This window comes from Streptomyces cinerochromogenes, from assembly GCF_014648635.1.
GTDB lineage: Bacteria > Actinomycetota > Actinomycetes > Streptomycetales > Streptomycetaceae > Streptomyces > Streptomyces cinerochromogenes.
In genome coordinates this window covers 12,758-32,808 of record NZ_BMRM01000014.1, presented here as the reverse complement: position 1 = coordinate 32,808, position 20,051 = coordinate 12,758, and the positions used below count along the sequence as shown (strand labels likewise).

The window sequence follows — 20,051 nt, the reverse complement described above, 5'->3', positions numbered from 1 at the left end:
GGGTGCTCCGCTCCACGTCTGTAACATTGCTCGACATCAAGATATCTCGTGATCGGGGTCGGCTCGACAGGGGTCCTGGCCGGAAAAAGCGCCGTCCGCCATCTCGCGCGCGATCCAGCGGCAGATCACCTCCACCACGTACAGGTGTTCGGGCCGGGTCAGCTCCCGCCCCTTGGGGATGCCGTGCCAGCGCTCCAGGCAGCCCCGGCAGCAGGTCGCGGTCGCGTGCTGGGCCACGAACACGGGATGGCCGCGGTACGGCGTCTGCCGGCCGTCCTTGTACGGCTCGGCCGGTGCCAGCCGCTTGGCGATCAGGTCGTACGCGTGCCACCGCAGGGTCGCCGGGCCCTTCAGGGCGGCGGTCGCCCGGTCCCGTCCGCGCAGGTGGAACTTCGCCCGGAACGGCTGTCGCGCGAGGGCGTCGAGCCGCTGGTCGAGGGCGCGGGGCCCGGCGGGGCCCCGGCCGGCGGGCCGCGGGTCGGACGGCTGCCCCGGAGAGCCGGGGGCGGGGGAGGAGGTCATGCTGCCTCGAGGGTAGCCCGTCCGGGCCGTCCGGTCAGGGTTCGACGTCCGCCCGGTGCCAGGGGCTGTGGCCCGTGCCCAGGTGCCAGGCCCGGAGGTCGTCGCCGTTGACGCAGACGATCCCGCACTGACGGGCGTACTCCAGAGCGGGCTCGGTGAAGTCGCTGGTGGTGACGACCGCCGCGACATCGGCCTCGTGGATGGTGAAGCAGGTTCCCCCGAAGCGCTGCACGTCCTGCGAGCCGACCTTGTTGCCGTCTCCGTAGTACTTGCACTGGATGACCACGCGCCGCCCGTCCGGGGCGACCGCGACCACGTCCGCGCCGAGGTCACCGGCTCCGCCCACCACTTCCACGTCGCGGCAGTCGGAGCGGACGCACAGCTCCGCCACGGCGTGCTCGAAACCGTCGGGGTCCAGCCCGGCGGGGTCTGCCGCGAGGAGCGGAGCCGCGTACCCCGCCACCGGTACGGTGCCCCCCGCGGGCTCGGGCGGCGGGCCGGCCGCCGGCGGCCGGGCAGCCGCTTCCTCCGCGGCGCGGAGACTGTCCGAGGCCCGGTCCGCGGCCTCCTCCAGGGCCCGGGCGGCCCGGCGCGCGTACCGCCAGGCGGAGAACCGGCGCCGCCCCGATCGGAACTGCAGCGCCGCGGCCGTGCCGAGGACCGCCAGCACACCGGCCCACAGCGGGCGGCGCTCGACCATGCTCGCCGCCGTACGCGCCACGAACGCCAGGACGCACAGGATGATCGCGAGCAGGACGAAGAACATCGTGGTGCTGCGCAGGTCGAAGCGCCGCCGGCGCTCCGCCCGACCGATCCGGCGCACGGGTATGGTCATGCTGGCTCCTCCTGACAGCGACGACGATCTCTGCTACGGATGCCCAAGATCGCCGACTGCTCCCACGAGGGGGCGGCGACGAGGCGCCGCCGCACGCCGCTCCTAGTCGGACCGGGCCGCCCCGCCGACGACGTCCTCCCCGCTGCGCTGCTGCGGGATCACCGCCGAGCCCGGCTGGAGCGAGACCGTGCGGGTGGGGGCCGGGATGCGGATGCCCTCCTCGCGGTAGCGGCGGTGGAGGCGCTTGATGAACTCGTGCTTGATCCGGTACTGGTCGCTGAACTCACCGACGCCGAGGATCACCGTGAAGCCGATCCGGGAGTCGCCGAAGGTGTGGAAGCGGATGGCCGGCTCGTGGTCGGGTACGGCGCCCGTGACGTCCGTCATGACCTCCGTGACCACCTCCGCGGTCACCCGCTCCACGTGCTCCAGGTCGGATTCGTAGCCCACCCCGACCTGCACCAGGACGGTCAGCTCCTGCTCGGGGCGCGTGTAGTTGGTCATGTTCGCCTTGGCGAGCTGGCCGTTGGGGATGACCACCAGGTTGTTGGAGAGCTGGCGGACCGTCGTCTGGCGCCAGTTGATGTCGACGACGTAGCCCTCCTCGCCGCTGCTCAGCCGGATGTAGTCGCCCGGCTGGACCGTCTTCGAGGCGAGGATGTGGATGCCCGCGAAGAGGTTGGCGAGCGTGTCCTGAAGGGCCAGGGCGACCGCCAGACCGCCCACGCCCAGGGCGGTGAGCAGGGGCGCTATCGAGATGCCGAGGGTCTGGAGGACGACCAGGAAGCCGATCGCCAGGACCAGGACCCGGGTGATGTTGACGAAGATGGTCGCCGAGCCCGCCACCCCCGAGCGGGACTGGGTGACCGAGCTGACCAGGCCGGCGATCACCCGGGCCGCGGAGAAGGTCACCACGACGATCAGCCAGACCTGGAGCGCCTGGTCGATGTGGTGCTGGATGGTCCAGGTGAACGGCAGCACGGCCGTCGCCGCCGCCGCGCCGCCCGCGATCGCCGCCCACGGGACGACCGAGCGCAGCGCGTCCACGATGACGTCGTCGCCGCTCCACCGGGTCCGCTTGGCGTGCTTCGCGAGCCAGCGCAGCAGGGTGCGCGACATGAAGGCGAGCACCAGGCCGGCCGCCAGCGCGATACCGGCGAGGACGAGGTCGTCCAGGGTCAGCGCGCGGTTCACCGGTCACCTCCGGGGCGCGCGGCCGCTGCGGAGAGCCGTTTGTGAAGTCTCGTCACGTTGTCACCTGCTCGAAGTCCGGGATGTGCGATCGCGCCGGCCGGGGGAGGGGAACTCCGCTGACCGGCGCGCTCGTTCATCCTGCCGTATCCGGCACTGCAGTTCGTACCGGGACCGGCGCTCCTCGGGCAGCCGTCAGACGATGCCCTCCGCGAGGTCCGCCTGGTCGCGGTCGCTGCCGTACGCCGCGGTGGTGGGGGTGCCGTACGAGCGGCGGGCGACGTACCACCAGACGCTGGCGAGGACCAGGACCACGGCGAGGGCGACGGAGGCGTAGTTCATCGAGCTGACGGTGACCGGCGACGCCTGGGGCAGGCAGAACAGGACGGTCACGCAGGCCACCCACACGACCGCGATCCAGCCGATCGGCCTGCTCCAGCGGCCCAGGTGCCACGGTCCCGGCCGGAAACGGTCGCCGGCGCGCAGCCGCAGGAACACCGGGATGGCGTAGGCCGGGGTGATACCGATGACGTTGATGGCGGTCACCGCGTTGTACGCCGTCGCCGAGTACAGCGACGGCAGCGCGAGGACGCAGGCCACGACGACGGACAGCCAGACGGCGGCGACCGGGGTCTGGGTGCGGCCGCTCACCTTGCGCCACAGGTGCGAGCCGGGCAGCGCGCCGTCCCGGCTGAACGCGAACACCATCCGGCTGGCCGCGGCGACCTCGGCGTTGCCGCAGAACAGCTGCGCGACGATGACGACGAGGAGCAGCGCGCTCGCGCCGTCCGTGCCCAGGCCGTCGAGGAGGATCTGGGCGGGCGGCACACCGGTGTCGGTGGTGCGCGTGGCGTCGTAGTCCTGGATGGCGAAGGTGAGGCCGGCCAGCAGGACGAAGCCGGCGAGCCAGGACGCCCAGATGGCGCGGACGATGCCGCGGGACGCGGCCACCGAGGCGTGCGAGGTCTCCTCCGACAGGTGGGCGGAGGCGTCGTAGCCGGAGAAGGTGTACTGCGCGAGCAGCAGGCCGATCGCGGCGACGTACAGCGGGTTGTCCCAGCCGGTCTCGTTGACGAACTTCGTGAACACGAAGGACGGCGACCGGTGGTGGTCGGGGAAGACCGCCAGCGCGCCGACGATCAGTGCGACGCCCGCCAGGTGCCACCAGACGCTGACCGAGTTGAGCAGGCTGACCAGGCGGACGCCGAACAGGTTCAGCACCGCGTGCAGCAGCAGGATGGCGCAGAAGATCAGCATGGTTCTGCCGGGCGTGGGGGTGAAGCCCCACTGGAGGTTGGCGAACGCGCCGGTGAACAGGGCGGCGCCGTAGTCGATGCCGGCGATCGCGCCGAGCAGGCCGAGCAGGTTCAGCCAGCCGGTGTACCAGCCCCAGCGCCGGCCGCCGAGCCGGTCCGCCATGTAGTACAGGGCGCCGGAGGTCGGGTAGGCGCTGGTGACCTCGGCGAGCGCGAGGCCGACGCACAGCACGAACAGGCCGACGCCGGCCCAGCCCCACAGCATCACGGCGGGGCCGCCGGTGTTCAGGCCGAAGCCGTACAGGGTCATGCAGCCGGACAGGATCGAGATCACCGAGAAGCTGATCGCGAAGTTGCCGAACCCGTCCATGCGGCGGGCCAGCACCGGCCGGTAGCCGAGCTCGCGCAGCCGCTGCTCCTCGTCCTGCTGCGGCAGACCGGGGGAGGGCGCTGGATCGGGGGTGCGGGACATGCGGAAACCTCCGGAATCGACAGGCTTGCGAAACGGGGAGCGCTCAACTGGGCGTGTGCTGGCGGGAAGCGGCGGGGAGGCAGCGGGGGAGCCGGCCGGGAGATCAGGGACGGGATCCCCCCGCGGCGGCCCGGCAGCGGTCCCGGGCCTGTACGAAGATCTCCACGGCACGCTCCCGGTCCGGCGTGCGGTACATCCAGGGCGGGGGCGTGAACCAGGGGCCGATCGCCTCGAACACCCGCGCCGCCTCCTGGAACTGCAGCGAGCCCCACAGCGCGTGGGCCAGATGGTTGAGGTCCGGCAGCGCGCGCTCGGCGGGCTCCGTCCGCTCGAACCAGGAGTGCAGCGCGCGCTGTGCCTCGCGGGCCGCCTCCTCCACCACCCAGTGCAGGTCCAGTGCCGCGTCGTGCCCGCTGTCCCGGCGGTACCGCTCGACCCGGACGTACAGCGGCAGCAGGTGCAGGGCGGAACCGGGCGGGGCCTGGCCGGCCGCCCACTGCGCGTACCCGGCGGCCTCCGCGAGCCGGCCCGAACCACCGCGCGCGTACAGGAACTGCAGCATCCGGTGGTGGGCCTCGCGGTTGAACGGGTCGCGCCGGCCGGCCTCGGCCAGCAGCCCCCAGGGGCCCGGCGGCAGCATCGGCTCCGGAGCGGCGACCCGGTGCTCGTCCCAGCGCTGCTCCGGATCGAGCTGGGCCAGCGCCAGCAGACACACCCAGGGCACCGGGTCGCGCGGGGCCGCCGCGGTGGCCGACTGGGCGGCGTCCCACGCCTCGATCCACAACTCGTGGGTACGGCGGTGCTGTTCCCGCCGGGCGCGCAGGGCCCGCTCCACGCCGACCCGGGCGTGCATCACCACCGCGTGGGCGCTGCCCGGCTCCTCGGCGAGCCAGGCCCGCACCACGTCGGTGCCGGCCGCGGCCGCCGCGAGCACCTGGGTGCGCTGGGTCCACTGCCACCACTGCGTGGTCTCCGCGAGCAGGGTGCGCATGGCCATCCAGCGGCCGGTGCGCAGATCCTGGAGGGCGGCGCGCAGGGCGTGGTCGGGGCCGGCGGGGTCGTAGGAGGGGCGGACTCCGTCTCTGGCCATCAGCCGCGAACCCCCGGCCACGGGCGCACGGGCGTGGTGGCGGGGTGACGTTGCAACAGCCCTCCCCTGGGCGGTGACGGAGATACCTCGTGTGGTCGGCGGTCACTATAGAGGTGCGCGTTGCGACGAGCCATTGTTGCCAAGTCAACTATCAACACGCCGAGTTGGCCAATCCGGGGAAGACCTTGACTCCGGGCCGGGGCGGCGGCAGGCTGACGCGGTGATCTTCGGGACGGGAGCGGAGGGCGTGTGATGACCGGGCCGGTGCTCGCCGTGGACCAGGGCACGTCCGGCACGAAGGCGCTCGTGGTCTGCCCGGAACGCGGCGTCCTCGGCAGCGGATTCGCCGAGGTGCACCCCCGTCACCTGCCCGGCGGCCTGGTCGAGGTGGACCCGGCCCAGTTGTACCACTCGGTGGTCGAGGCCGGCCGGCGTGCGCTCGCCGAGGCCGGTGAGGACGTCGTCGCGCTCGGCCTCGCCAACCAGGGCGAGACCGTCCTCGCCTGGGACCCGGCCACCGGCCGCCCGCTGACCGACGCCCTGGTCTGGCAGGACCGGCGGGCCGAGAGCGTCTGCGCCGAACTCACCGACCACGCCGACGAGTTGCGGCAGCTGACCGGGCTGCCCCTGGATCCCTACTTCGCCGCGCCCAAGATGGCCTGGATCCGCCGCCACCTCACCCGCGAGGGCGTCGTCACCACCTCCGACGCCTGGCTGGTCCACCGTCTCACCGGCGCCTTCGCCACCGACGCCGCCACCGCCGGCCGTACCCAGCTGCTCGACCTGGACCGCGCCGAGTGGTCCCCACGCGCCCTCGACCTCTACGGCCTGGCCGGCGAGGACCTGCCCGAGGTGACCGACACGGCCGGACCGGTCGGCACCACCCGGGCGTTCGGCCCCGAGATCCCCCTCACCGGACTGATCGTCGACCAGCAGGCCGCCCTGCTCGCCCAGCGCGTCACCGCCCCCGGCACCGCCAAGTGCACCTACGGCACCGGCGCGTTCCTCCTCGCGCACACCGGCGACCGCCCCCGGCGCGGCGGCTCCGGCCTGGTCAGCTGCGTGGCCTGGCGGCTCGACGGCACCACCAGCTACTGCCTGGACGGCCAGGTCTACACGGCCGCCTCCGCCGTCCGCTGGCTCACCGACCTCGGCGTCCTCTCCTCCGCCGCCGACCTCGACCCGGTCGGCGCCACCGCCCCCGACAGCGGCGGGGTCACCTTCGTCCCGGCCCTCGCCGGACTCGCCGCCCCCTGGTGGCGCGGCGACGTACGCGGCTCCCTCACCGGACTCGGCCTCGACACCACCGCCGGGCACCTGGTGCGCGCCCTGTGCGAGGGGATCGCCGCCCAGGTCGCCGAACTCGCCGAGGCCGCCGCCGGCGACCTGGGCGCACCCCCGGCCACGCTCCGCGTCGACGGCGGCCTCACCCGCTCCGCGCTCCTCATGCAGACCCAGGCCGACCTGCTGCAACGCCCCGTCGAGGTGTCCGCGCTGCCCGACGCCACCGCGCTCGGCGCCGCCACCCTCGCCCGCCTCGGCGCACAGCCCGGCCTGAGCGTCGAGGACGCCCTGCCCGACGGAAAGCCCGCCGCCGTGTACGAGCCCCGCATCCCGGCCGGCCAGGCCGCCGAGCGCCGCGCCCGGTTCCGGGCCGCCGTCGCGGCCCTCCTCGACTCGTGACGGTCACCGCGGCCGGCCCGCTGCCCCAGACGCCGTACGACGTGGCGATCGTCGGCGCCGGCGTCGTCGGCTGCGCCATCGCCCGCGAACTCGCCCGCCACCCCCGCCTGCGCATCGCCCTGGTCGAGGCCCAGGACGACGTCGGCCAGGGCACCTCCAAGGCCAACACCGCCATCCTGCACACCGGTTTCGACGCGACCCCCGGCACCCTGGAGGCCCGTCTGGTCCGCGAGGGGTACGCGCGGCTCGGCGCCTACGCGGCCGAGACCGGCATCCCCGTCGAACGGGTCGGCGCACTGCTGGTCGCCTGGGACGAGGAGCAGCTCGCCGCGCTGCCCCGGCTGGCCGAGAAGGCCCAGCGCAACGCGTACCCCGACACCGTCCTGCTGGGCCCCGGGGAGCTGTACGCCCGCGAACCGCACCTCGGCCCCGGCGCACTCGGCGCCCTGCACGTCCCCGGCGAGAGCATCATCTGCCCCTGGACCACCACCCTCGCCTACGCCACCCAGGCGGTCCGCGCCGGAGCCGACCTGCACCTGAACACGGCCGTACAGCACGTCCGCGCGGCGGACGGGCACCTGCTGACCACCAGCCGGGGCACCCTGCGCGCCCGCCACCTGGTCAACGCGGCCGGGCTGCACGCCGACACCCTCGACCGCGCGCTCGGCCACGAGGACTTCACCGTCACCCCGCGCCGCGGCCAGCTCCTGGTCCACGACAAGCTCGCCCGCCCCCTCGTCCGGCACATCCTCCTCCCCGTGCCGACCGCCCTCGGCAAGGGCGTCCTGGTCGCCCCCACCGTCTACGGCAACGTCCTGCTCGGCCCCACCGCCGAGGACCTCGACGACAAGCGGGCCACCGGCTCCACCGCCGACGGGACGGCCGCGCTCCGCGAGCAGGGCCGGCGCATCCTGCCCGCCCTGCTGGAGGAGGAGGTCACCGCGGTCTACGCCGGGCTGCGCGCGGCCACCGGGCAGGAGGACTACCGCATCACCGCCCACCCCGGACAGGCGTACGTCACCGTCGGCGGCATCCGCTCCACCGGCCTGACCGCGTCCCTGGCCATCGCCGCCCACGTCACCGGCCTGCTGGCCGACGGCGGTCTCGACCTCGGCCCGGTACGGGAGCCCGAGCCGGTGACCATGCCCAACCTCGGCGAGGCCTTCCCGCGTCCCTACCAGCGGGCCGACCTCATCGCCGCCGACCCCGAGTACGGCACCCTCGTCTGCCACTGCGAGCGCGTCTCCCGCGGCGAGATCCGCGACGCCCTCGCCAGTACCGTCCCGCCGCGCAGCCTCGACGGTCTGCGCCGCCGCACCCGCGCCCGGGCCGGCCGCTGCCAGGGCTTCTTCTGCGGGGCCGCGGTACGGGAGCTGTTCGAGCGGGGGGCGAGGCCATGACGGCCCCGCGCCCCGTGGACGTCCTCGTCGTCGGCGCCGGTCCCGCCGGGCTCGCCGCCGCGGCACGGCTGGCCGCCGCGGGCGCCGGACGCGTGGAGGTGCTGGAGCGGGAGACACGGCCCGGCGGAGTCGCCCGGCACTGCGCGCACGGCGGCTTCGGCACCTGGACGCACCCGCTGACCGGCCCCGGATACGCCCGCCTGCTCACCCGGGCCGCCGAGCGCGCCGGCGCCACCCTCCGGACCGGGGTGACGGCGCTGGACTGGGCGGCGGCGGGGCCCGTGCTCACCACCGTCGGACCCGGCGGCCCGGAGACGGTCGAGGCGCGGGCGGTCGTCCTCGCCACCGGCGCCCGCGAACGCCCCCGCGCCGCCCGCCTGGTGCCCGGCACCCGCCCCGCCGGCGTCTACACCACCGGCGAACTCCAGCAGGCCGTCCACCTGTTCGGGCAGCACATCGGCACCCGCGCCGTCGTCGTCGGCGCCTCGGACGTGTCCTACGCGGCGGCCGGCACCGTCCGCGCGGCCGGCGCGGAAGTCGTCGCCCTCGTCACCGAACACCCGCGCGCCCAGACCGGCCGCGCCCGCGCCCGGACGGCCCGGCTGGGCCACCGCCTCCCCCTGCTGACCGGCACCACCGTCACCGAACTCCTCGGCCACGGACGGCTGTCCGGCGTCCGCGTCCGCCACCGGGACGGCCGTACGACCGTACTGCCCTGCGACACCGTGGTGTTCACCGGCGACTTCGTACCCGACCACGAACTGGCCCGGCGCGGCGGCCTCACCCTCGATCCGGGCACCCGAGGCCCCGCCGTCGGCGCCGCCCTGCACACCTCCCGCCCCGGTGTCTTCGCCGCCGGCAACCTCCTGCACGCCGTCGAGCCCGCCGGCACCGCGGCCCGCGAGGGCGCCCGGGCGGCCGGCGCGGTGCTGGACTTCCTGGCCGGGACGCCCTGGCCCGACCCGGGCGTCCCCGTGGCCGTCGAGGCGCCGCTGCGCTGGATCGCCCCGAACCGCGTCACCCCGGCCGCCCCGCAGGCCCGTCACGTCCTGCGCACCCGGATCCCGCTGACCCGCCCGGTCCTGTACGTCCACCAGGACGGCCGCCTCCTCCACCGGGAGCGCCGCCCCACCGCCCTGCCCGACCGCACCCTGACCCTCGGCGCCCGCTGGCACGAGCGCGTCGACCCCCGGGGCGGGGAGGTGCGGGTGAGTGCCGGCTGAGCCGGGTGCCACCGCTGTGGGAGCGGCGGTTCACGAGTCCGTGAACGACCCGTGCCGTCCGGCACCCGACGCGAACCGGGCGGCGCCCTCCGCGCTCCCGGCCAGCACGCCCATGCCCCACCGGAGTTCGCCGCGCAGCGCCGTCTCCTCGTCCTGCCCCTCCTGGTCCAGGACCGACGCCCGGTCACTGCGCAGGCAGGCCTGCGGGAAGCCGGCGATCCGCGCCGCCAGCGCCTCGGCCTCGACGCGGGCCTGCCCGGCCGGGACCAGCCGGTTCACCAGACCCGTCGCGTACGCCTCGCGGGCCGGGACCGGACGCCCGGTGAGGATCATGTCCAGGGCCCGGCCGGTACCGATCAGCCGGGGCAGCCGTACCGTGCCGCCGTCGATCAGGGGCACGCCCCAGCGGCGGCAGAACACCCCGAACACCGCGTCCTCCTCGGCGACCCGCAGATCGCACCACAGGGCGAGTTCGAGACCGCCCGCGACCGCGTGCCCGGACACCGCCGCGATCACCGGCTTGGACAGCCGCATCCGCGTCGGCCCCATCGGCCCGTCGCCGTCCTCCGCCACCCGGTTGCCGCGCTCCGTGCCGATCGCCTTCAGGTCCGCGCCCGCGCAGAACGTGCCGCCCTCGCCCCACAGCACCGCCACCCGGGCGCCGTCGTCCGCCTCGAACGCCCGGAAAGCGGCGGCGAGTTCGGCGGCGGTCGGACCGTCCACCGCGTTCCGGGCCTCCGGCCGGGACAGGACGACCGTGGTGACGTACCCCTTGCGTTCTGTGCGGACCGGCACGGTGGGTGCTCCTTCTCCGGGGGCGGCTCGAAGGGCCACTGTGCCTCAGATGACCTTCAGCCGCACCAGCGCCCCCAGCGTCAGCGCCCCCGGCACCAGCGGCAGCCACACGGTGATGATCCGGTAGGCCAGCACCACCGCCGTGGCCACCGCCGCCGGGCCGCCCACCGCGACCAGCGCCACGACCAGCGCCGCCTCCACCGAACCCAGCCCGCCCGGCGTCGGCACCAGGGCCACCGCGACCGTCGCGGCGAGATACGCCAGCACGATGTGCGCGGGCGGCACCGGAAGCCGCAGCGCCTGCCCGACCGCGGCCAGCCCGGCCGCCTGCAGCGCGGGGAAGGCCAGCGAGCCGCCCCACAGCGCCAGCGCGCGGGCCGGCCGGGTGTGCACCGACCGTGCCTCGCCGACGGCTGACCGCACGAACCCGAGCACGCGCGTGCGGAACCGGCGTACGAGCGCGAGCGCGTCCCCCGCGACGACCAGCAGGACGGCGGCGCCCAGCAGCAGCGGGAGCGCCGAGCGCTCCGGCAGCAGGGTGCCGGGCCGCAGCGCGTCCGGGAACGCCAGCAGCAGCGCGGTCAGCAGCCCGAGCCGGCCCACGCACTCGGCCAGCAGGTACAGGGCGAGCGCGGCCGAGGAACGGGCCGGTGGCACCCCGCACACGGTCATGAAGCGCAGGTTCACGGCGCCCGCGCCCAGCCCGGTCGGCAGCAGGTGGTTGGCCGCGGCCGCCGCGAACTGGGTGGCCAGCAGCCGCCCCTTCGGCAGCGGCTCCAGCACCGCGCCCTGCCGGGTGACGGCGGCGGCGACCCAGGTCAGACAGGTGGCCCCGGCCGCCGCCAGCAGCCACGGCCAGGAGGCGGTCCGCAGGTGCCCGAAGCCCTCGGCGAGCACCGAGCGGTGCCGTACGGCGGCCACGGCGACGAGCACGAGCGGCAGCAGGCACAGCACCTGGCGGACGGGGAGGCGGCGGGGCGGGCGCCGGCGGGGGAGGGGGACGGCAGTCACATCCGCACAGGGTCTCCGGGGCGTCCCAACGACGGGTGAACCGTCGCGGACATTGACCTCAACGAACCTTGAGGTTCTACGGTCTCTTCCATGAGCATGGAGACCACCGCCTGGACGCAGCTGCACAGCGTGATGAACGCGCAGTCCGAGCGTCGCCCGTTCGCCCGCGCCACGCTGCGCCGCATCGCCGCGTTCGCCCGCCCGCACCGCGCCGGCATCGTCCGGTTCGTGCTGCTCGGGGTGGTGACCGCCCTGCTCGCCGTGGCGACCCCCGTACTCGCCGGCCGCGTCGTCGACGCGATCGTGGCGGGGCACGACTCCGGCACGGTGGTCCGGCTCTCCCTGCTCATCGCGCTCGTGGCGCTCGCGGAGGCGGGGCTCGGCATCCTCGGCCGCCGGCTGTCGGCGACGCTCGGGGAGGGACTCATCCTCGACCTCCGCACGGCCGTGTTCGATCATGTGCAGCGCATGCCCGTAGCGTTCTTCACACGTACCCGTACGGGAGCGCTGGTCAGCCGTCTCAACAACGACGTGATCGGCGCCCAGCGGGCGTTCGCCAACACCCTCTCCGGCGTCGTCAGCAACCTGGTCACCCTGCTGCTCACCCTCGCGGTGATGCTCACCCTCTCCTGGCAGATCACCCTGCTCGCACTCGTCCTCCTGCCGGTGTTCGTGCTGCCCGCCCGCCGCATGGGCAGCCGGATGGCCCGCATGCAGCGGGAGGCGGCCGCGCTGAACGCGGCCATGGGCACCCGGATGACCGAGCGGTTCTCCGCCCCCGGCGCCACCCTGGTCAAGCTGTTCGGCCGCCCGGAGGAGGAGTCCGCCGAGTTCGGGGCGCGGGCCGCCCAGGTCCGGGACATCGGAGTCCGCACGGCCACGGCCCAGTCCGTCTTCATCACCTCCCTCACCCTCGTCTCCGCCCTCGCCCTGGCCCTCGTCTACGGCCTCGGCGGCTGGTTCGCGCTGCACGGCACCCTGGAGCCCGGCGCGGTGGTCTCCCTCGCCCTGCTGCTGACCCGGCTGTACGCCCCGCTGACCGCGCTCGCCGGGGCCCGGGTCGAGGTGATGAGCGCGATCGTCAGCTTCGAGCGGGTCTTCGAGGTGCTCGACCTCCAGCCGCTCATCGTGGAGAAGCCCGACGCCCGCGAGGTGCCCGAGGGCCCGGTCGCCGTCGAGTTCGACGACGTCCGCTTCTCCTACCCCTCCGCCGACCAGGTCTCCCTCGCCTCCCTGGAGGAGGTCGCCGCGCTCGACACCCGCGGCGGCTCCGAGGTGCTGCACGGCATCTCCTTCCGCGCCGAACCCGGCCGGACCGTCGCCCTCGTCGGCTCCTCCGGCGCCGGCAAGTCCACCATCGCCCAGCTGCTGCCGCGCCTGTACGACGTCGACGCCGGCGCGGTCCGCATCGGCGGGGTCGACGTCCGGGACCTGACCGCCGCGTCCCTGCGGGCGACCCTCGGCATGGTCACCCAGGACGGCCACCTCTTCCACGACACCGTCCGCGCCAACCTGCTGCTGGCCCGGCCCGACGCGGGTGACGACGAGCTGTGGGACGCCCTCGGCCGCGCCCGCCTCGCCGACGTCGTACGGTCCCTGCCCGACGGCCTGGACACGGTCGTCGGCGAGCGCGGCTACCGGCTCTCCGGCGGCGAACGCCAGCGCATGACCATCGCCCGGCTGCTGCTGGCCCGCCAGCGCGTGGTCATCCTGGACGAGGCCACCGCCCACCTCGACAACACCTCCGAGGCGGCCGTCCAGGAGGCGCTCACCGAGGCCCTGGAGGGCCGCACCGCCGTGGTCATCGCCCACCGCCTGTCCACGGTCCGCGCCGCCGACCAGATCCTCGTCGTGGAGGCCGGCCGCATCGTGGAACGCGGCACCCACGAGGAACTGCTGGCGACGGAGGGCCGGTACGCGGAGCTGTACCGCACCCAGTTCGCGGGCCGGGACGAGACGGAGGGGGCGGGGGTGCCGGGGGTGTGAGGGCCGCAGGGGTGGCGGTGTGAGCGGGTGGCGGAAGGCGGGGGCGGGGCCTGCGGCGGTCAGGCCGGGCCGTCGCAGGCGGTCAGCAGGGCGTCGACGGCTCCTCGGAACTGTCGCAGGCGTTCAGCAGGGCGTCGACGGCCCCTCGGAACTCCTCGTCCTGGGTGAAGCCCCGCCAGCCGCCGGCGGAGCGGTAGCGGCCGTCGTGGGCCGGTACGGCGCGCAGGAGGCCGGCCGCGGCGCGGGCGGCGGGGCCGATCCGGGCCAGGTGGCGTACGGCCGGCAGCATGACCGGCAGGTACCTGCCCTCGGCAAGGCCCCGGACGGCCGAGGTGAGCGCCGGGACCGTGTGCTCGGTGTCGCCGGTCGCGGCCCACAGCGCGTGGGCTGCCTCGACACGGACCCAGGGCTCGCGGTCGGCGGTCAGCGCCCGGAGCCGGTCCGCCCAGGGAGCGGCGTGCGGGCCGAGGCCGGCCAGTCTGCGCAGGGTCTGCGGGGGGAGGTCTCCGGCGAGGGGGAGCCGCTCCAGGAGCGGGCCGGGCTCCCCGGTGACCTTCCAGTACGCCCAGGCCGCGAGGTCCGCGTCCGGGCCGGCGCCGGCCGAGCGGGCCGACAGCGGCTCCCCGGCACCGGCGGCCGCCGCACCGATGCCAACCAGGGCCGTCGCGGCGGACGTCCAGGTCCGGTCGTCGGCGAGGAGGGCGAGCAGCCGGGGGACCGCCGCGTCCGCCCGCGGCCCCCACTCCGCGAGCACCTGGCAGAGGCGCCGGAGCAGCAGGGGGTCCGTGGCCGGGTCCAACCGCGCGCAGAGCGCCGGCAGCAGCGCCCCGGCGTGGTCCGGAAGGCGTACCAGGACCTCGTCGAGCGCCGGGAGCATCGCGGGGTGCCAGTCGCCGGCGGGGAGGTGCACACCGGCCGTCGCGAATCCGGACGGTTCGCGGGACGGGGGGCCGGGCTGTTCGCCGGAGCGTGCGTCGGACGGGGTGCCGGGCTGTCCGCCGGCCAGCAGCCCGGTCAGTGCGGGCAGACAGCGCGGGTCGTTCGTCCGGGCCAGCGCCCACACGGCGGCCTCGCCGACGGAACCCTGGTGGCGGGCCGCCCGGGCGGCGTCCCCGAGCAGCGCGGCGACGGCGTCCGCGTGCGCCGCGGCGGCCGGACCGAGGCAGGCGAGCAGTTCCGCCGCCCGGTACCGGACCTCGGCGGCGGGGTCGTCCAGCCGGGCCGCGACGCGCGGCAGCAGCGCGGCGGCCGGGGAACGCCACCGGGCCAGCACCGCGCCCGCCTGGGCCAGCGCGCCGGTCCGCTGCTCGTCGTCGGGGTGGTCGGCGAGCAGACCGAGGACGAAGCCGGGGGCCGGTCCGGTGAGCAGTGCGGCGGTCCAGTGGTGGACACCCTGGACACCGGCCTCCACGGCGCTGGTGCGCTGCCACAGCGCGACGCCGGGATCCCGTACCGCTTCCAGCAGCAGGTCCAGCCGACGCCCGGGCAGCCCCGGGTCGGCCGGGGCCAGCGCGTGCACCGCGGCCAGCCGGAGCTGGGCCTCGGGGGCGTCGAGCAGGTCGCGCAGGAGACGGCGCACCTCGCCGGCGTGGGCTCCGGCCGGCTCGCGCAGGGCGGCCCGGCCGAGGGCGAGGACCAGGTCCAGGCGGGTCACCGGATCGTCCTCCACCCGCCAGCGCCGCAGCAGCGCGGGCAGCGTCGACTCCCCCGGGCTCGCGCCGGCTCCCACCACGTCCGCGGCGGCGCACCGGACCGACGGGTCGGGATCGTCGAGCAGAGCGAGCCCAGCGGGCAGTGCCGCGGCCCAGGCCGGGGGCCATCCGGGGTCCAGGGACCGGTCGGGGATCCGCCCGGCCTCGTGCGCCAGCACGGCCACCAGTTCGAGCAGGCCGCGCCGCACCGGCACGTCCGGCCTCGCGGCCAGGCGGAGCAGGAACGGCAGCGCGGCCGGGGCGGCGGAGCAGATCCAGCCGCCCTGGTGGAAGAGCAGGTTGAGCAGCTCGGACGACGCGTCCTCGGCGTCGCCCGCGTCCGGCCCCGCGCACCGCCGCAACAGCTCCGGTACATCCGCGGCGGACCCGTAGTGGTGCTGCAACGCGGCCCAGTCGACGGCGCCCAGGCCGCCCACGCGCTCCAGGGGGTCGGCGGGGTCGGGGACGTCCGGGACATGCGGGGCCGTGCGGGGCGGCGGGGGGTCGTGGGGCGGCCGGGTGGTGAGCCCGGTCTCCCCGTCCACGGCGGTGCCCTCTCCCTCGTGGTCCTCTGGCACCTGCACGGCGCCGGTCCCGTTCACGCCGTCCACGGCGTCGGCGTCCACAGTCTCCACACCCTCCCCGGCCCCCAGCTCCCGGCCCTGGCCCCGAGTTCCTCGCGAGCCCCCGGGCCCCGCGCACGCCCCCGCGCCCCGATGCCCCCACCCCCGCGCCCCTGACTCCCGCCCGACCCTACCGACCGGCGTCGACCGGCACCCCACCGGCACACCCGACCGGCACACCCGCCTCCCGCCCGCCCCCCGCGCCGCCTCTCCCACCCCGGTGACGCCCGCCCCACCCACACCAGGCGTACGGCCTCGGCAGCTACTGCTGCTTCAACGTCAACCCCGGTGTGACGGCCGCCCGCGCCATCGAGGCACCCGACCACCCGAACGTCCGCTTCACCAGCATGGTGACCGTCTCCCTCGGCGGCACCGGCACCATCGGTCACGTCGTCGACAACACCGGAGGGCCGTCGAACGCGGCGAGCAACGTCGCCGACCTGGTCCGCTACCCGTGAGCGAAGCGGATGACCTTCCGCACGTGTGAGCCCGGCACGACCTGGATACGCGGTCTGCACGGTTACACCGCCCGTCCGGAAGGTCGTCCCCGCCATGAGCAGCGCATCCCGGCCCGGCCATCACTCCGAGGTCACCCTCCGGGTCAACGGAAAACCCCATACCCTGCGCGTCGACCACCGGCGCGTCCTGCTGGACCTGCTCCGTGAGGACCTGGATCTCACGGGGTCCAAGAAGGGCTGCGACCACGGCCAGTGCGGTGCCTGCACCGTGCTGGTCGACGGGCGCCGCCTCAACAGCTGTCTGCTGCTCGCCGTGACCCTCGACGGCAGCGAGGTCACGACCGTCGAGGGCCTGGGCGGTGACGGCGACGAGCCGCACCCGCTCCAGCGGGCCTTCCTGGACCGTGACGCCTTCCAGTGCGGCTACTGCACCCCGGGCCAGCTGTGCTCCGCCGTGGGCATGCTCGCCGAGGCCGCCGCCGGGCACCTCTCCCACGTCACCGACCCGGCGGCCCCCGCCGAGGGGCCCGTACCGCTGGACCGGCGCGAGATCCGCGAGCGGATGAGCGCCAACCTGTGCCGCTGCGGCGCCTACCCGCGCATCGTCGAGGCGATCGAGGACGTGATCTGAGTGACCGGCTTCGGATACCTCAGGCCCGGCAGCGTCCAGGAGGCCGTCGAGGCCTACGCGGCCCACCCCGGCGCCCGCTACCTGGCCGGCGGCACCAACCTCGTGGACCTGCTGAAACTCGGCGTGGAGCGGCCCGCCCTCCTCATCGACATCGGCCGGCTGCCGCTGGACGGCGTCGAGGAGCTGCCCGACGGCTCCCTGCGGGTCGGTGCCACCGTCCGCAACAGCGACCTCGCCGCCGATCCACGGGTGCGCGAGCGCTGGCCGGCCCTGTCCCAGGCGCTCCTCGCGGGCGCGTCCGCGCAGCTGCGCAACGCCGCCACCACCGGCGGCAACCTGCTCCAGCGCACCCGCTGCCCCTACTTCCAGGACCTGGGAAAGCCCTGCAACAAACGCGAGCCGGGCAGCGGCTGCGGTGCCCGGGAGGGCGTCCACCGCGACCACGCCGTCCTCGGCCACTCCGAGCTGTGCATCGCCACCAACCCCTCGGACATGGCCGTCGCCCTCGCCGCCCTGGACGCCCAGGTCGAGCTGTACGGCACCGACGGCGCCCGGCGGCTGCCGGTGGCCGACTTCCACCGGCTGCCCGGCGAGCACCCGGAGCGGGACACCTGGATCCGCCCCGGTGAACTCATCACCGGGGTGCTGCTCCCGGCCGCCACCGCCGGTGTCCCCTCCGCCTACCGCAAGGCCCGGGACCGGGCGTCGTACGCCTTCGCGCTCGCCTCGGTGGCCGTCGTGCTGCGCGTCGCGGACGGTGTCGTCGACCAGGTCGGGGTCGCCTTCGGCGGGCTCGCCCACCGGCCCTGGCGGGCCCGGCACACCGAGCTGGCCCTGCTGGGCGCCCCCGCCACACCCGCCGCGTTCGAAGGGGCCGTCGACCTCGAACTCGCGCACGCCGAACCCCTGCGGGACAACGCCTACAAGGTGTTCCTCGCCCACAACCTCGCCCTCGACGTCCTGAACCGTCTCGCCCCGGCCCCCGCACCGGCCTGAGCCGTCACGGCCCCGGCCCGCAGCCGCCCGAGCCCGCAACCGCCCGAGCCGTCACAGCCCGAGCCGTCACAGCCCGAGCCGTCACAGGAGGAGCAGGAGGAACCCATGACCGGCACGACCGGCAGCCCCCTGGGCGCCCCCGCCGAGCGCCGCGAAGGACGGCAGAAGCTCACCGGCGCCGCCCGCTACGCCGCCGAGTACACCCTGCCCGGCCGCGCCCAGGCCTGGCCCGTGCCCGCCGCCGTCGCCCACGGCCGGGTCCGCGCCGTCGACACCTCGGCCGCCCTCGCCCTGCCCGGCGTCCTCGCCGTCCTCACCCCCTTCGACGCACCCCGGCTCGCCGAACCCGAGGACCGCACGCTCGCCGTGCTGCAGAACCCGCACGTGCCGCACCGCGGCTGGTGCGTCGCCCTGGCCGTCGCCGACACCCTGGAGACCGCCCGCGCCGCCGCCCGGGCCGTCCGGGTCACCTACGACACCTCCCCCCACGACGCCGGCCCCGTCGACGGCCACCCGGGCGGCTACGACCCGGAGGAGGCGGGCGGCCAGCCCGGCCGCGTCGAGCACGGGGACCCCGACGCCGCCTTCGCCTCCGCCGAGGTCCGCGTCGACGTCGTCTACCGGGTGCCGCCGCTGCACAACCACCCCATGGAGCCGCACGCGAGCACGGCACACTGGGACGGGGACCGGCTCACCGTGTACACCTCCAGCCAGGGCGGTACGGCCGTGCGGTCCGTCCTCGCCCAGCTGTTCCGGCTGCCGGAGGAGCGGATCACCGTCGTCGCCGAACACGTCGGCGGCGGCTTCGGCTCCAAGGGCACCCCGCGTCCCGACGTCGTCCTCGCCGCGCTGGCCGCCCGGCACACCGGCCGGCCCGTCACCCTGGCCTACCCCCGCCGGGACCTGCCGGCCGTCGTCGGCCACCGCGCCCCCACCGTGCAGCGGCTGCGGCTCGGTGCCCGGCCGGACGGCCGCCTCACCGCCGTACTGCACGAGGTCACCACCCAGACCTCCCGGGTCCGCGAGTTCGTGGAATACGCCGGCGTGGTCTCCCGCGTCATGTACGCCACCCCGAACCTGCGCAGCACCCACCACGTGGTGCCGCTGGACGTGCCCAGCCCGTCCTGGATGCGGGCCCCCGGTGAGGCACCCGGCATGTACGCCCTGGAGTCCGCCCTGGACGAACTCGCCGACGCGCTCGGCCTGGACCCGGTGGAGCTGCGGGTCCGCAACGAGCCCGAGCGGGAGCCGGCGAGCGGCAAACCGTTCAGCAGCCGGCACGTCGTGGAGTGCCTGCGCGAGGGCGCCCGCCGCTTCGGCTGGGCCGGCCGCGACCCGCGCCCCGGCGTCCGCCGCGAGGGCCCGCTGCTGCTCGGCACCGGCGTCGCCGCCGCCACCTACCCGGTGCAGACCGCCCCGTCCACCGCCACCGCAGAGGCCCGGCCCGACGGCACCTTCGTGGTCCGGCTCAACGCGGCCGACATCGGCACCGGAGCCCGTACCGTCCTCGCTCAGATCGCCGCCGACGCCCTCGGCGTGCCCCTGGACCGGGTGCGCACCGAGGTCGGCCACACCGACCTGCCGCCCGCCCCGCTGGCCGGCGGCTCCATGGGCACCGCCTCCTGGGGCTGGGCCGTGCACGAGGCGTGCGCCCGGCTCGCCGCGCACCCCGAGCAGGGGCCGGTGGTCCGCGCGGACACCACCGGGACGGCCGACGCCGACAGTCCCTACGCGCGGCACGCGTTCGGCGCGCACTTCGCCGAGGTCGCCGTCGACACCGTCACCGGCGAGATCCGGGTCCGCCGGCTGCTCGGGATCTTCGCCGCCGGACGGATCCTCAACGCCCGCACCGCACGCTCCCAGTTCACCGGCGCCATGATCATGGGCCTGGGCATGGCCCTCACCGAGCACAGCACCCTGGACCGGGCGTTCGGCGACTTCCCCGAGTCCGACCTCGCCTCCTACCACGTGCCCGTGCACGCCGACGTCCCGGCCGTCGAGGCCGACTGGATCGACGAGCACGACCCCCACCTCAACCCCATGGGCAGCAAGGGCATCGGCGAGATCGGCATCGTCGGCACGGCCGCCGCCCTCGGCAACGCCGTCCACCACGCCACCGGCATCCGCTTCCGCGAACTCCCCCTCACCCCCGACCGGATCCTCGCCGGCCTGCTGTCCGAGGGCTGAC

The 20,051-nt window shown here is 75.6% G+C and carries 15 protein-coding genes and 1 pseudogene; 8 read left to right on the top strand and 8 right to left on the bottom strand.

Features of this window, described 5'->3' with window-relative positions:
- Positions 1-36: 36 nt before the first annotated feature.
- The 5 genes from IEZ20_RS25535 to IEZ20_RS25515 all read right to left on the bottom strand — a co-directional run bounded on the left by IEZ20_RS25535 (position 37) and on the right by IEZ20_RS25515 (position 5,366).
- The gene (locus IEZ20_RS25535) at positions 37-522 is read right to left on the bottom strand and encodes a DUF4186 domain-containing protein (protein WP_229896268.1); all 486 of its coding nucleotides are present in this window, start codon (positions 520-522) and stop codon (positions 37-39) included.
- A 34-nt stretch (positions 523-556) separates the two neighbouring features.
- Positions 557-1,357, bottom strand: a complete 801-nt coding sequence (locus IEZ20_RS25530) for a restriction endonuclease (protein WP_189302781.1) — start codon at positions 1,355-1,357, stop codon at positions 557-559.
- A 102-nt stretch (positions 1,358-1,459) separates the two neighbouring features.
- A complete protein-coding gene (locus IEZ20_RS25525) occupies positions 1,460-2,551 on the bottom strand; it encodes a mechanosensitive ion channel family protein (protein ID WP_189302779.1) in 1,092 nt (363 codons plus the stop codon).
- Between the two features lie 192 nt (positions 2,552-2,743).
- Positions 2,744-4,276 carry an amino acid permease gene (locus IEZ20_RS25520; protein WP_189302777.1) on the bottom strand — a complete coding sequence of 511 codons (1,533 nt, stop codon included), beginning with the start codon at positions 4,274-4,276 and terminating at the stop codon, positions 2,744-2,746.
- A 103-nt stretch (positions 4,277-4,379) separates the two neighbouring features.
- Positions 4,380-5,366, bottom strand: coding sequence for a hypothetical protein (locus IEZ20_RS25515; RefSeq protein WP_189302775.1), 987 nt, complete (start codon positions 5,364-5,366; stop codon positions 4,380-4,382).
- A gap of 252 nt (positions 5,367-5,618) precedes the next feature.
- Between IEZ20_RS25515 and IEZ20_RS25510 the strand changes: the two genes are divergently transcribed.
- The 3 genes from IEZ20_RS25510 to IEZ20_RS25500 are packed head-to-tail and all read left to right on the top strand — an operon-like array spanning position 5,619 to position 9,672.
- Positions 5,619-7,049: an FGGY family carbohydrate kinase gene (locus tag IEZ20_RS25510; RefSeq protein WP_189302773.1), complete on the top strand. Its 1,431-nt coding sequence runs from the start codon at positions 5,619-5,621 to the stop codon at positions 7,047-7,049.
- On the top strand, positions 7,046-8,449 hold the full coding sequence (locus IEZ20_RS25505) for an FAD-dependent oxidoreductase (RefSeq protein ID WP_189302771.1): 1,404 nt from the start codon (positions 7,046-7,048) through the stop codon (positions 8,447-8,449). Before IEZ20_RS25510 ends, IEZ20_RS25505 begins: the two co-directional genes overlap by 4 nt.
- Positions 8,446-9,672, top strand: a complete 1,227-nt coding sequence (locus IEZ20_RS25500) for an NAD(P)/FAD-dependent oxidoreductase (protein WP_189302769.1) — start codon at positions 8,446-8,448, stop codon at positions 9,670-9,672. Before IEZ20_RS25505 ends, IEZ20_RS25500 begins: the two co-directional genes overlap by 4 nt.
- A gap of 30 nt (positions 9,673-9,702) precedes the next feature.
- Here the strand turns inward: IEZ20_RS25500 and IEZ20_RS25495 are convergent, their stop codons facing one another.
- On the bottom strand, positions 9,703-10,467 hold the full coding sequence (locus IEZ20_RS25495) for a crotonase/enoyl-CoA hydratase family protein (RefSeq protein WP_189302767.1): 765 nt from the start codon (positions 10,465-10,467) through the stop codon (positions 9,703-9,705).
- Positions 10,468-10,512: 45 nt separating this feature from the next.
- On the bottom strand, positions 10,513-11,478 hold the full coding sequence (locus tag IEZ20_RS25490; RefSeq protein WP_189302764.1) for a lysylphosphatidylglycerol synthase transmembrane domain-containing protein: 966 nt from the start codon (positions 11,476-11,478) through the stop codon (positions 10,513-10,515).
- Between the two features lie 96 nt (positions 11,479-11,574).
- Here IEZ20_RS25490 and IEZ20_RS25485 point away from each other — a divergent pair, with 96 nt between their 5' ends.
- Positions 11,575-13,464: an ABC transporter ATP-binding protein gene (locus IEZ20_RS25485; RefSeq protein WP_189303206.1), complete on the top strand. Its 1,890-nt coding sequence runs from the start codon at positions 11,575-11,577 to the stop codon at positions 13,462-13,464.
- 82 nt (positions 13,465-13,546) lie between these two features.
- On the opposite strand, the gene IEZ20_RS25480 is transcribed toward IEZ20_RS25485, so the two are convergent.
- The gene (locus tag IEZ20_RS25480; RefSeq protein ID WP_229896267.1) at positions 13,547-15,790 is read right to left on the bottom strand and encodes a HEAT repeat domain-containing protein; all 2,244 of its coding nucleotides are present in this window, start codon (positions 15,788-15,790) and stop codon (positions 13,547-13,549) included.
- A gap of 227 nt (positions 15,791-16,017) precedes the next feature.
- On the opposite strand from IEZ20_RS25480, the pseudogene IEZ20_RS25475 reads away from it, so the two are divergent.
- The 4 genes and pseudogenes from IEZ20_RS25475 to IEZ20_RS25460 all read left to right on the top strand — a co-directional run.
- Positions 16,018-16,236 (top strand): annotated as a pseudogene (locus tag IEZ20_RS25475) (coagulation factor 5/8 type domain-containing protein); the annotation flags it as partial.
- 94 nt (positions 16,237-16,330) lie between these two features.
- Complete coding sequence (locus tag IEZ20_RS25470) at positions 16,331-16,867, top strand: 2Fe-2S iron-sulfur cluster-binding protein (RefSeq protein ID WP_189302762.1); 537 nt, start codon at positions 16,331-16,333, stop codon at positions 16,865-16,867.
- Positions 16,868-17,863: an FAD binding domain-containing protein gene (locus IEZ20_RS25465; protein ID WP_189302760.1), complete on the top strand. Its 996-nt coding sequence runs from the start codon at positions 16,868-16,870 to the stop codon at positions 17,861-17,863.
- A gap of 105 nt (positions 17,864-17,968) precedes the next feature.
- Entirely contained in the window at positions 17,969-20,050 is a 2,082-nt protein-coding gene (locus tag IEZ20_RS25460; protein ID WP_189302758.1) for a xanthine dehydrogenase family protein molybdopterin-binding subunit, read from the top strand.
- Position 20,051: the final 1 nt, after the last annotated feature.

Excerpts from the sequence above, each read along its gene's own strand:
- IEZ20_RS25500 (WP_189302769.1), top strand. The coding sequence starts at position 8,446 with ATGACGGCCCCGCGCCCCGTGGACGTCCTCGTCGTCGGCGCCGGTCCC.
- IEZ20_RS25515 (WP_189302775.1), bottom strand. The coding sequence starts at position 5,366 with ATGGCCAGAGACGGAGTCCGCCCCTCCTACGACCCCGCCGGCCCCGAC.
- IEZ20_RS25530 (WP_189302781.1), bottom strand. The coding sequence starts at position 1,357 with ATGACCATACCCGTGCGCCGGATCGGTCGGGCGGAGCGCCGGCGGCGC.
- IEZ20_RS25510 (WP_189302773.1), top strand. The coding sequence starts at position 5,619 with ATGACCGGGCCGGTGCTCGCCGTGGACCAGGGCACGTCCGGCACGAAG.
- IEZ20_RS25485 (WP_189303206.1), top strand. The coding sequence starts at position 11,575 with ATGGAGACCACCGCCTGGACGCAGCTGCACAGCGTGATGAACGCGCAG.
- IEZ20_RS25470 (WP_189302762.1), top strand. The coding sequence starts at position 16,331 with ATGAGCAGCGCATCCCGGCCCGGCCATCACTCCGAGGTCACCCTCCGG.
- IEZ20_RS25460 (WP_189302758.1), top strand. The coding sequence starts at position 17,969 with ATGACCGGCACGACCGGCAGCCCCCTGGGCGCCCCCGCCGAGCGCCGC.
- IEZ20_RS25520 (WP_189302777.1), bottom strand. The coding sequence starts at position 4,276 with ATGTCCCGCACCCCCGATCCAGCGCCCTCCCCCGGTCTGCCGCAGCAG.
- IEZ20_RS25535 (WP_229896268.1), bottom strand. The coding sequence starts at position 522 with ATGACCTCCTCCCCCGCCCCCGGCTCTCCGGGGCAGCCGTCCGACCCG.